General features: G+C 65.0%; 9 protein-coding genes. All 9 read right to left on the bottom strand.

Annotated elements, in window-relative coordinates:
• Nucleotides 1-174: 174 nt before the first annotated feature.
• A complete protein-coding gene (locus HWX55_RS34590) occupies nucleotides 175-498 on the bottom strand; it encodes an integration host factor subunit beta (protein ID WP_006486894.1) in 324 nt (107 codons plus the stop codon).
• 22 nt (nucleotides 499-520) lie between these two features.
• Nucleotides 521-2,251 (bottom strand): 30S ribosomal protein S1, encoded by a 1,731-nt coding sequence (gene rpsA / locus HWX55_RS34585; protein ID WP_011694214.1) that lies wholly within the window; start codon nucleotides 2,249-2,251, stop codon nucleotides 521-523.
• 124 nt (nucleotides 2,252-2,375) lie between these two features.
• Nucleotides 2,376-3,062 carry a (d)CMP kinase gene (cmk, locus tag HWX55_RS34580; RefSeq protein WP_057928113.1) on the bottom strand — a complete coding sequence of 229 codons (687 nt, stop codon included), beginning with the start codon at nucleotides 3,060-3,062 and terminating at the stop codon, nucleotides 2,376-2,378.
• Between the two features lie 12 nt (nucleotides 3,063-3,074).
• Nucleotides 3,075-4,379 carry a 3-phosphoshikimate 1-carboxyvinyltransferase gene (gene aroA / locus HWX55_RS34575; RefSeq protein WP_175978932.1) on the bottom strand — a complete coding sequence of 435 codons (1,305 nt, stop codon included), beginning with the start codon at nucleotides 4,377-4,379 and terminating at the stop codon, nucleotides 3,075-3,077.
• Nucleotides 4,380-4,392: 13 nt separating this feature from the next.
• Nucleotides 4,393-5,319, bottom strand: a complete 927-nt coding sequence (locus HWX55_RS34570) for a prephenate dehydrogenase/arogenate dehydrogenase family protein (protein ID WP_175978931.1) — start codon at nucleotides 5,317-5,319, stop codon at nucleotides 4,393-4,395.
• A gap of 186 nt (nucleotides 5,320-5,505) precedes the next feature.
• On the bottom strand, nucleotides 5,506-6,588 hold the full coding sequence (pheA, locus tag HWX55_RS34565; protein WP_034206715.1) for a prephenate dehydratase: 1,083 nt from the start codon (nucleotides 6,586-6,588) through the stop codon (nucleotides 5,506-5,508).
• Between the two features lie 33 nt (nucleotides 6,589-6,621).
• Nucleotides 6,622-7,704: a 3-phosphoserine/phosphohydroxythreonine transaminase gene (serC, locus tag HWX55_RS34560; protein ID WP_175978930.1), complete on the bottom strand. Its 1,083-nt coding sequence runs from the start codon at nucleotides 7,702-7,704 to the stop codon at nucleotides 6,622-6,624.
• Nucleotides 7,705-7,859: 155 nt separating this feature from the next.
• Entirely contained in the window at nucleotides 7,860-8,459 is a 600-nt protein-coding gene (locus HWX55_RS34555) for a DUF2059 domain-containing protein (RefSeq protein ID WP_006486966.1), read from the bottom strand.
• An 83-nt stretch (nucleotides 8,460-8,542) separates the two neighbouring features.
• Nucleotides 8,543-11,146 carry a DNA gyrase subunit A gene (gene gyrA / locus HWX55_RS34550; protein ID WP_050011545.1) on the bottom strand — a complete coding sequence of 868 codons (2,604 nt, stop codon included), beginning with the start codon at nucleotides 11,144-11,146 and terminating at the stop codon, nucleotides 8,543-8,545.
• Between the last annotated feature and the right edge of the window lie 410 nt (nucleotides 11,147-11,556).

Below are 11,556 nucleotides of genomic sequence, written 5' to 3'. Positions count from 1 at the left end.
CAATTCCGCCGGCCAGATACTCGTCAACGATGCCTTGTCTGAACTGCTCGTTGTACTTCGTCATGTAAAACACCCCAAAGGTTGGACTAGTGTCCAACTTTTGGGGTGCAGTTCACAAGGGGCGCTTTTCTTTTCAGCCTTCGCCGGACAGGTTCCGGGCTCACCGAACGACGCTCAACGCTCGTCGTCCGGATCGTCAGCCTTCAGCGGCTCACCGGCGCGGCCGTCGACGCGTTCACGCAATTCCTTGCCAGGTTTGAAGTGCGGCACGAACTTCTCGGGCACCTGCACTTTCTCCCCCGACTTCGGGTTGCGTCCGACGCGCGCCGGGCGACGATTGAGGCCGAAGCTGCCGAAACCCCGAATTTCAATGCGATGCCCTTTCGCCAGGGCGTCGGACATCGCATCGAGCATCGTTTTCACCGCGAAATCCGCATCCTTGAGGACAAGTTGCGGAAATCGCGATGCCAGCTGCGCGACCAACTCGGATTTGGTCATACTTCAGCAGACCTCGTAAGGCTTACTGGTTCTGGCCGTCGAGCTTCGCCTTCAGCAGCGCGCCGAGGTTGGTCGTACCGGTCGCAGCAGCGCTGGAGTCCGACTGCAGGCCGCGGATCGCTTCCTGTTGTTCAGCCGAATCCTTCGCCTTGATCGACAGGTTGATGCCGCGCGACTTGCGATCGATGTTGATCACCATCGCGTTGACCTTGTCGCCTTCCTTCAGCACGTTGCGTGCATCTTCAACGCGATCCTGCGAGATTTCCGACGCACGCAGGTAGCCTTCGATGTCGCCCGTCAGCGTGACGACCGCACCCTTCGCATCGACCGTCTTCACGACGCCGTCGACGATCGAGCCCTTGTCGTTCATTGCAACGTAGTTGCTGAACGGGTCGCCTTCGAGCTGCTTGATGCCGAGCGAAATGCGCTCCTTCTCGACGTCGATACCGAGCACGATTGCTTCGACTTCGTCGCCCTTCTTGTACTTGCGAACGGCTTCTTCGCCGGCTTCGCTCCACGACAGGTCCGACAGGTGGACCAGGCCGTCGATGCCGCCCGGCAGACCGATGAACACGCCGAAGTCGGTGATCGACTTGATTGCGCCCGTGATCTTGTCGCCCTTCTTGAAGTTGCGGCTGAAGTCATCCCACGGATTCGGCTTGCACTGCTTCATGCCGAGGCTGATACGACGACGGTCTTCGTCGATCTCGAGGACCATGACTTCGACTTCGTCGCCCAGCTGGACGACCTTCGACGGCGCGACGTTCTTGTTGGTCCAGTCCATTTCCGACACGTGGACGAGGCCTTCGATGCCCGATTCCACTTCGACGAATGCGCCGTAGTCGGTGATGTTCGTGACCTTGCCGAACAGGCGCGTGCCCGACGGGTAACGGCGCGAGATGCCTTCCCACGGATCGTCGCCCAGTTGCTTGATGCCCAGCGAGACGCGGTTCTTCTCCTGGTCGAACTTGAGGATCTTCGCGGTGACTTCCTGGCCAACCGACAGGACTTCGCTCGGGTGACGCACGCGACGCCATGCGATGTCGGTGATGTGCAGCAGGCCGTCGATGCCGCCGAGGTCGACGAACGCGCCGTAGTCGGTGATGTTCTTGACCACGCCGTTGACGATCGCGCCTTCCTTCAGCGTCTCGAGCAGCTTCGCGCGCTCTTCGCCTTGGGTTGCTTCGATCACTGCACGACGCGACAGCACGACGTTGTTACGCTTGCGATCGAGCTTGATCACGCGGAACTCGAGCGTCTTGCCTTCGTACGGGGTCGTGTCCTTGACCGGACGCGTGTCGACCAGCGAACCCGGCAGGAACGCGCGGATGCCGTTGACCATCACGGTCATGCCGCCCTTCACCTTGCCGGTGATCGTGCCGGTGACGAGTTCGTTGTTGTCGAGGGCCTTTTCCAGCGACAGCCACGATGCAAGGCGCTTCGCCTTGTCGCGCGACAGGATCGTGTCGCCGTAGCCGTTTTCGAGTGCGTCGATCGCGACGGACACGAAATCGCCCGACTGCACCTCAACCTCGCCCTGATCGTTCAGGAATTCCTCGATCGGAATGTAAGCCTCGGACTTCAGGCCTGCATTGACGACCACGAAGTTGTGGTCGACGCGCACGACTTCGGCGGAAATCACTTCGCCGGCGCGCATGTCTTGGCGGGTCAGCGACTCTTCGAACAGAGCCGCAAAGGATTCGGTATTCGGGGTGGAGGTTTGCAGGTCGGACATAAAAATCTGATTGTGCATGGCTCGCTGTGCCACGCCGGCCGGAATGGCAGGCTGAAAGGGCCAGATCGAGGACCACACGGGGTTAAGGGTTCGAAACACGCTCCGCGCTTGCGACGCGAAGCACCTACCGCTGCCCACCTTCTCAGGCGGGCTGGCCGAGCGCCCGGTACCACTGCAGCACCTGATCGACGGCTTCATCGACCGAAAGCGCCGACGTATCGAGCAGCTTGGCATCTGCCGCAGGCTTCAGCGGCGCGGCTGCGCGATTGCTGTCGCGCGCGTCACGTTCACGAAGATCCCGGAGCAAGTTATCTATATTAGCAGAAAAACCTTTTTGCATCAATTGCTTATGCCGTCTGGTCGCGCGCGCCTCGGCGCTGGCCGTCAGGAACACCTTCAGCACGGCGTCCGGGAAGATCACCGTGCCCATGTCGCGCCCGTCCGCGACGAGGCCCGGCGTCTTGCGGAACGCGCGCTGGCGCGCGACGAGCGCGGCGCGCACGGGGCCGTGCACGGCAATGGCCGACGCGCGGTTGCCGACCGCTTCGGCACGAATGTCGTTCGACACGTCGACGCCGTCGAGCTGCGCGCACCCTTCACGGAACGTGATGTGCAGATCGTCGATCAGCTTCACCAGCGCGTCGATGTCTTCCGCGGCGATCCCGTAGCGCACGCTCGCGAGCGCGGCGAGCCGGTACAGCGCGCCGCTGTCTAGCAGGTGAAAGCCGAGGTGCGCGGCGACGAGGGCCGCGACGGTGCCCTTGCCGGAAGCGGTCGGGCCGTCGATCGTGATGACGGGAGTCGGGTGAAAGGGTCGGGTCGATTTCATCGGAACAGTGGGTCAGGCCTTGGCGAGCGCGGCGAAGCGGTCGAAATAGTCGGGGAACGTCTTGCCGACGCACTTCGGATCGTTGATCCGCACGGGCACGCCGCCCAGGCTGACGAGCGAGAAGCACATCGCCATCCGGTGATCGTCGTACGTATCGATCGCCGCGTTCGGCGTGAGCTTTTCCGGCGGCGTGACGACGAGATAGTCGGGGCCTTCCTCGACGATCGCGCCGACCTTGCGCAGCTCGGTCGCCATCGCGGCGATGCGGTCCGTCTCCTTCACGCGCCAGCTCGCGATGTTGCGCAGCGTGCTCGTGCCGCTCGCGAACAGCGCCGCGACCGCGATGGTCATCGCCGCGTCGGGAATCAGGTTGAAGTCCATGTCGATCGGCTCGAGCTTGCCGTGATCGTGGCCGATGCCGCGCACGTCGATCCAGTCGTCGCCCATCGTCACGTTCGCGCCCATCTGCATCAGCGCGTTCGCGAAACCGACGTCGCCCTGGATGCTCGCGCGCCCCACGCCCTCGACCCGCAGCGGGCCGCCGCCCAGCGCGCCGGCCGCGAGGAAGTACGACGCGGACGACGCATCGCCCTCGACCATGATCCGTCCCGGCGACTTGTAGCGAACGCCGGCCGGCACGACGAAGCGCTGCCAGCCGTCGCGCTCGACGGTCACGCCGAAGCGCGCCATCAGCCGGATCGTGATGTCGATGTACGGCTTCGAGATCAGTTCGCCGTCGACTTCGACGACGGTCCTGCCGTCCTTCGTCTTCACGAGCGGCAGCGTCATCAGCAGCGCGGTGAGGAACTGGCTCGACACGTCGCCGCGCACGCGGATCGGCGCATCGACCGCAATCGTCGCGGGCTTGATCCGCAGCGGCGGGTAGCCTTCGTTCAGCTCGTAGTCGATCTGCGCACCGATCTGGCGCAAGCCGTCGACGAGATCGCCGATCGGCCGTTCGTGCATGCGCGGCACGCCGTGCACGCGATAGTCGCCGCCGTTTACCGCGAGCGCGGCGGTCAGCGGCCGGACGGCCGTGCCCGCGTTGCCGAGGAACAGGTCGGCCGTCTTCGCGGTGAACGCGCCGCGCGTGCCGGTGACCACACAGGTGTCGCCGTCGCGCGCGAGCTTTACGCCGAGCTTGCCGAGTGCATCGAGCATCACGCGCGTGTCGTCGGAGTCGAGCAGGTTGGTGATCGTCGTTTCGCCTTCGGCGAGCGCCGCGAGCAGCAGCACGCGGTTCGAAATGCTCTTCGAGCCGGGCAGGCGCACGGTGCCCGAAGCGCTGGAGTACGGGCCGAGATCGAGGTAGTCCATGGGAATCGTCCTGTTATTTCTTGACCAGTTCGGCAGCGGGCGCGCCGCCGCGCTCCTGCCATGCCTTGCGTGCGGCGCGCGAGCGCGTGAATACGGCTTCGAGCGCCGCGCCGTCGCCGGCGTCGATCGCCGCGCGCAGCCGCGTGAGCACGCGCGTGTAGCCGTCGAGTTCGTCGAGCAGTGCCGCGCGGTTCGCGACGCACACGTCGCGCCACATTTCCGGGTTCGACGCCGCGATACGCGTGAAATCGCGGAAACCGCCGGCCGCGTACGAGAATTTCAGTTCCGCGTCGGCCTCGCCGAGAATCTGCTCGACGAGCGCGAACGACAGCACGTGCGGCAGATGGCTGATCGACGCGAACACGCGATCGTGCTGCTCGGTGCTCATCATGCGCACGTCGGCGCCGGTCGCGCGCCACATCGCGTCGATCCGGGCCACCGCGTCGGGCGCGTTCTCCGGCAGCGGGCACAGCACGACGTTGCGGCCGACGTAGAGGTCCGGCAACGCCGCCTCGACGCCGCTCGATTCGCGCCCCGCGATCGGATGACCGGGCACGAACTGCGCGATCCGCGCGCCGAGTACGTCGCGCGCAGCCGCGACGACGTCGGACTTGGTGCTGCCGGCATCGGTGACGATCGTCGCGCCGTCGAGCCACGGCGCGATGCGCGCGAGCAACGGGCCCGTCTGCGCGACGGGCGCGGCCAGCAGGACGAGATCGGCGCCGGCCAGCGTGTCGCGCAACTGCGCGTCGTCGTCGAGCGCCGCCGCGCGGTCGATCACGCCCAGCGAGCACGCACGCTCGACCGACGCGCGCGAACGGCCGACGCCGACGATCTCGCCCGCGCCGCCCGGCGCGCGCTCGCGCAGCGCGCGGGCCAGCGATCCGCCGATCAGGCCGACGCCGAAAATGACCAGTTTGTTGAATGCAAAGCCTGACACGACAAGAGCCAAGTTACGCGCGCGAAACGACGCCCCGCACGCGGAATTCCAGATTCCGGGCAACGGGCCCGCACCCGGCGCAACCTGCGCCGGATACCGCCCGAACCCGCCTTCGGCAGCGCCGACCGGCCTGCCCTGCCCGCCCGGCCGCCCCGCCTGCGCCAAGCAGGCGACGGCCGCCGCGCGTCAGCGTGCGCGCGGATACGAACCGAGTATCTTCAGGAACGCGGCCTTCTGGCCGAGTTCCGCGAGCGCGGCCGCCACCGCCGCATCGTCGCGGTGCCCTTCGATGTCGATATAGAAGTAGTACTCCCACGTGCCGACGCGCGCCGGACGCGACTCGAAGCGCGTCATCGACACGCCGTGCCGCGCGAGCGGCTCGAGCAGCTTGAACACGGCGCCCGGCTCGTTCTTCACGGACACGATCAGCGACGTCTGGTCGTGACCGCTCTGCCCGGCCGGCTGCTTGCCGACGATCACGAAGCGCGTGCGGTTGTGCGGATCGTCCTGGATCAGCGAGAACGCGATCTGCAATCCATAGTGCGCGGCCGCGCGGTCGCCGGCAATTGCCGCGACGGTCGGATCGGCCGCCGCGAGACGCGCGGCCTCCGCGTTGCTCGCCACGGCCTGCCGCTCGAGCTGCGGCGCATTCGCCGCGAGCCACTGCTGGCATTGCGCGAGCGCCTGCGCATGCGCGCACACGCGCTTCACGCCGTCGAGCGTGCCGCTCTGCGTGAGCAGGTTGTGATGGATCGGCAGCGCGAGTTCGCCGCTGATCACCAACTGGGTCTGCAGCAGCAGGTCGAGCGTGCGCGATACCGCTCCTTCGGTCGAATTCTCGACCGGCGCGATGCCGAACGCGGACGCACCGGCCTCGACCGAGCGGAACACCTCGTCGATCGACGGGCACGGCAGCCCTTCGATCGACTGGCCGAAATACTCGAGCATCGCCTGCTCGCTATACGTGCCGACCGGCCCGAGGAACGCGACGTGGATCGTCTGCTCGAGCGCACGGCTCGCCGCCATGATCTCGCGCCAGATCGCGCTGATGTGCTCGCTCGCGAGCGGCCCGGCGCTCATGTCCTGCAGCCGCGCGATCACCTGCAGCTCGCGCTCGGGCCGGAACACCGGCGCGTTGAAATGCTTCTTGACCTCGCCCACCTCGAGCGCCACCGCGGCGCGCTGGTTCAGGAGCGCGATCAGCTGCGCGTCGATCGCGTCGATGCGGTCGCGCAGCGGTTTCAGGCGGGAATTCAGTTCGTCGTCCATGCGTTTTGCCGTGCTGTTTGAACCGCGCCGCCGTCAGGCGCCGCGCTGCTCGAAGTCCTTCATGTACTCGACGAGCGCCTTCACGCCCTCGAGCGGCACCGCGTTGTAGATCGACGCCCGCATGCCGCCGACGGACTTGTGGCCCTTCAGCTGCAGCAGCCCGCGCGCCTTTGCGCCGGCAAGGAAGTCTTCGTTGCGCGTTTCGTCGGCCAGGAAAAACGGCACGTTCATCCGCGAACGTGCTGCCGGCTCGACCTTGTTCAGATAGAAGCTGCTCGCGTCGATCGTGTCGTAGAGCAGCTTCGATTTTTCGAGATTGCGGGCCTCGATCGCTTCGAGGCCGCCCTGCCGCTTCAGCCACTGGAACACGAGGCCCGCGATGTAGATCGCGTAGGTGGGCGGCGTGTTGTACAGCGAGTTGTTCGCGGCGACGGTCTTCCATTCGAACGCAGACGGGCAGATCGACAGCGCGCGATCGAGCAGATCCTCGCGCACGATCACGACCGTCACGCCGGCCATCCCGATGTTCTTCTGCGCGCCGCCAAACAGCACGCCGTACTTCGCGACGTCCATCGGACGCGACAGGATGTGCGACGAGACATCCGCGACCAGCGGCACGTCGCCGAGATCGGGGATCTCGAACGTCTCGACGCCGTCGATCGTCTCGTTGGTGCACAGATGCACGTAGGCCGGATCGTCCGACAGTTGCCATTCCGCGCGCACAGGCGCACGCGTGAAGCCGTCTTCCGTCTTGCCGGTCGCGGCCAGGTGCGGCGTGCAGAACTTGTTCGCCTCGTTGAACGATTTCTGCGACCACGAACCCGTCACGACGAAGTCGGCCGTCTTGCGCGCGCCCAGCAGGTTCATCGGCACGATCGCGTTTTCCGCGAGGCCGCCGCCCTGCAGGAACAGGATCCGGTGGCTCGCCGGCACGCCGAGCAGGTCGCGCAGGTCGGTCAGCGCGGCCTCGTGGATCGACATGAACTCCTTGCCGCGATGGCTCATCTCCATCACGCTCATGCCGCTGCCGTGCCAGTCGAGCATTTCGTCGGCGGCCTGCCGCAGCACTTCCTCGGGCATCGCCGCAGGGCCGGCGGAGAAATTAAACACGCGCATCGTGAAAACCTCGGGAGGGACGCGACCGGCTTGCCGCCGGCAGAACGCGCCAGAAAAGAAATGGCCGCTTGCGCTCGCGCGCAAACGGCCATTATCGCACTGTCGTCAGGCTCCCGCCAAACCCGGCCGAACGGCCGGGGGCGCGCCCGGACAGCTTACTTGCCCGGCTTGACTGCTGCGACTTCCTTGTCAGCCTGCGTACGCGTTGCCTGGATCGCTTGCGGCATGTACTTCTGCATCAGGCCGTTGACCACGTCGCGACCGACCTGATCCTGAACCTGGATGAACTTGCGGCCCGTCGGGCTCTTGTAGAACGTCGTCAGATCCTTGATTTCCGACGTGCTGTAGTACTTCGCGTACGCGTCGTACTGAGCCGACATCGCGTCGCTCTGGAACTGTTGCGTGCCGAACACCTTGCCCGCACCGTCGACCAGCTTCGGCACCGCGTTCTTCTGCAGCGTCGGAACGGCAGCCTGCTTCTGCTTGTCGTTCAGCGTCTTGTTTTCCGACAGCGCGTCCGACAGGATGGCCGGCACGAGCTGCTTGGCCTGCATTTCGGCGCTGTTGCCGATTGCCGACACGAGCTTCGGCGCGTCGATCGCGTCGAGCAGATCCTTGATCGCTGCCTTCTTGTCGGCGTCGATCGGCGCAGCTGCCGCCGGAGCAGCCGGTGCGGAATTCGACAGCGCCTGCGCCATCGCGAAAGTCGGCACCAGTGCAGCCAGCAGAACCAGTTGCTTGAATTGCTTTTGCATCATCACTCCCTTTTGGAAATATGAATGGTTGCTCGCCGGCCGCGGCGCTTTTCGCCCGCGGCGGCCAGAGTCTCATCCGTTCTTCAGGCTTCGCCGTCCGACGCCTCGTCGGCTTCGCCCTCTCCCTCTTCGGCCTCGGCGATCTGCTGGAGGCCAGAGAGCTTCGTACCCTCATCGAGACTGATGAGTGTAACACCTTGCGTGGCGCGCCCCATCTCGCGAATCTCGGATACGCGGGTGCGAATCAACACGCCGGCCGTCGTGATCAGCATGATCTGATCCTCGGCGTCGACGAGCGTGGCAGCCACCACCTTGCCGTTGCGCTCGGACGTCTGGATCGCGATCATACCCTTCGTGCCGCGGCCATGGCGCGTGTACTCGGTGATCGGCGTGCGCTTGCCGTAGCCGTTTTCGGTCGCGGTGAGCACGGTCTGCTCCTCGCTGCCCGCGACCAGCATCGCGATGACCTGCTGCCCGTCCTCGAGCTGCATGCCGCGCACGCCGCGCGCCTCGCGCCCCATCGGACGCACGTCGTTCTCGTCGAAACGCACGGCCTTGCCGGAGTCCGAGAACAGCATCACGTCGTGCGCGCCGTCGGTGATCGACGCACCGATCAGGTAGTCGCCGTCGTCGAGGCCGACCGCGATGATGCCCTTCTTCATCGGGCGGCTGAACGCTTCGAGCGGCGTCTTCTTCACGGTGCCGAGCGACGTCGCCATGAAGATGAATTTGTCGGCCGAGAATTCCTTGACCGGCAGCACGACGTTGATCTTCTCGCCTTCCTGCAGCGGGAACATGTTGACGATCGGACGGCCGCGCGAATTGCGCGAGCCCTGCGGCACTTCATAGACCTTGACCCAGTACACGCGGCCGCGGTTCGAGAAGCACAGGATGTAGTCGTGCGTGTTCGCGATGAAGAGCGTCTCGATCCAGTCGTCTTCCTTCATCTGCGTCGCCTGCTTGCCGCGACCGCCGCGCTTCTGCGCGCGGTACTCGGACAACGGCTGCGACTTCACGTAGCCCGCGTGCGACATCGTGACGACCATGTCCTGCGGCGTGATCAGATCCTCGGTGTTCAGCTCGGTCGCGTTCAGCTCGATCTTCGAGCGGCGCGCGTCGCCGAATTCGGCCTTCACCGAGGTCAGTTCCTCGCCGATCATCGTCGTGATGCGCTCGGGGCGCGCGAGGATGTCCAGCAGGTCGGCGATCTGCGCCATCACGTCGCGGTACTCGCCGATGATCTTGTCCTGCTCGAGGCCGGTCAGGCGCTGCAGACGCATCTGCAGGATTTCCTGCGCCTGCGTGTCGGACAGGCGGTACAGCCCGTCGGTCTGCATCCCGAACGCCGGGTTCAGACCTTCCGGACGGTACGCAGAACGGCCGCCGGCGGCCGCGTTCTCGCTCTCGGCGCGCGTCAGCATCTCGCGCACGAGCGACGAATCCCACGGCTTCGCCATCAGCTCCTGCTTCGCGATCGGCGGCGTCGGCGCGGCCTTGATGATCGCGATGAACTCGTCGATGTTCGCGAGCGCGACCGCGAGGCCTTCGAGCACGTGGCCGCGTTCGCGAGCCTTGCGCAGTTCGTAGATCGTGCGGCGCGTCAGCACTTCGCGTCGGTGCGACAGGAAGCACTGCAGGATTTCCTTCAGGTTCAGCAGCTTCGGCTGGCCGTCGACGAGCGCGACCATGTTCATGCCGAACGTGTCCTGCAACTGCGTCGCCTTGTACAGGTTGTTCAGCACCACTTCCGGCACTTCGCCGCGCTTGAGCTCGATCACGACGCGCATGCCGCTCTTGTCGGACTCGTCGCGGATGTCGGAAATGCCTTCGAGCTTCTTCTCGTTGACGAGCTCGGCGATCCGCTCGAGCAGCGAGCGCTTGTTCACCTGATACGGCAGCTCGTCGACGATGATCGCCATCCGCTGGCCGCGGTCGATCTCCTCGAAGTGCGTGGCCGCACGCATCACGACGCGGCCGCGACCGGTGCGGTAGCCGTCGCGCACGCCGGCGACGCCGTAGATGATGCCGGCCGTCGGGAAGTCCGGCGCCGGGATGATCTCGATCAGCTCGTCGATCGTCGCTTCCGGGTTGCCGAGCAGGTGCTGGCACGCGTCGACGACTTCATTCAGGTTATGGGGCGGGATGTTGGTCGCCATGCCGACCGCGATGCCCGACGAGCCGTTGATCAGCAGGTTCGGAATGCGCGACGGCAGGACCGACGGCTGCATTTCGTTGCCGTCGTAGTTCGGCTCGAAATCGACGGTTTCCTTGTCGATGTCGGCGAGCAGCTCGTGGCCGATCTTCGCCATGCGAATTTCGGTGTAACGCATCGCCGCGGCATTGTCGCCGTCGATCGAGCCGAAGTTGCCCTGCCCGTCGATCAGCATGTAGCGCAGCGAGAAATCCTGCGCCATCCGCACGATCGTGTCGTAGACCGCGGTATCGCCGTGAGGGTGGTATTTACCGATCACGTCACCGACGATACGCGCCGACTTCTTGTACGCGCGGTTCCAGTCGTTGTTCAGTTCGTGCATCGCGAACAACACGCGCCGGTGCACGGGCTTGAGGCCATCGCGGACATCCGGGAGGGCACGTCCGACGATCACGCTCATCGCGTAATCGAGATACGAACGGCGCATTTCCTCCTCTAGGGAGGTGGGCAGGGTCTCTTTGGCGAATTGATCCATGTATCCGTATCGTTTCGGAGCGAAGACGGCGAACGCCTTTCGCGTGGGCGCTGCATGCGCAACGCAACGCGAGATTCTAACATGCGCCCATCCGCCGCCAATCCGCCTCCCCCTCTATATGTAAACAGCAAAAATCGCGGCGGCGGCGAATCGACCGAAATCCTCGGTCGAAATCGCACCGAAAAAAGGGGGCGCGACGCGACGTCGCAGGCGGTCGCATCCGCCGCGTTTCCTGCGCGCGAGTAAACAACGGCATGCAATCGCGCAATTTCGCCGCCCTGCTCTTGACAATCTCTAAAAGTTACGGCAGAGCGGTGTTGCGCATGCACCACAAAGTTGAAGCGATCTTGGGGTGGGGAGGATTTTTTTTCGTAGGAAGGGAACGATATGGCAAAATGCCAACGCACTGA

This window comes from Burkholderia sp. BCC1047 (assembly GCF_902833155.1).
GTDB lineage: Bacteria > Pseudomonadota > Gammaproteobacteria > Burkholderiales > Burkholderiaceae > Burkholderia > Burkholderia sola.
The sequence above is the reverse complement of the archived record's forward strand: the minus strand, read 5'-3'. Positions and strand labels throughout refer to the sequence as shown.

Coding starts and splice junctions, on each gene's coding strand:
- gyrA (WP_050011545.1), bottom strand. CDS start 11,146: ATGGATCAATTCGCCAAAGAGACCCTGCCCACCTCCCTAGAGGAGGAA.
- pheA (WP_034206715.1), bottom strand. CDS start 6,588: ATGGACGACGAACTGAATTCCCGCCTGAAACCGCTGCGCGACCGCATC.
- aroA (WP_175978932.1), bottom strand. CDS start 4,379: ATGGACTACCTCGATCTCGGCCCGTACTCCAGCGCTTCGGGCACCGTG.
- HWX55_RS34590 (WP_006486894.1), bottom strand. CDS start 498: ATGACCAAATCCGAGTTGGTCGCGCAGCTGGCATCGCGATTTCCGCAA.
- serC (WP_175978930.1), bottom strand. CDS start 7,704: ATGCGCGTGTTTAATTTCTCCGCCGGCCCTGCGGCGATGCCCGAGGAA.
- rpsA (WP_011694214.1), bottom strand. CDS start 2,251: ATGCACAATCAGATTTTTATGTCCGACCTGCAAACCTCCACCCCGAAT.
- cmk (WP_057928113.1), bottom strand. CDS start 3,062: ATGAAATCGACCCGACCCTTTCACCCGACTCCCGTCATCACGATCGAC.
- HWX55_RS34555 (WP_006486966.1), bottom strand. CDS start 8,459: ATGCAAAAGCAATTCAAGCAACTGGTTCTGCTGGCTGCACTGGTGCCG.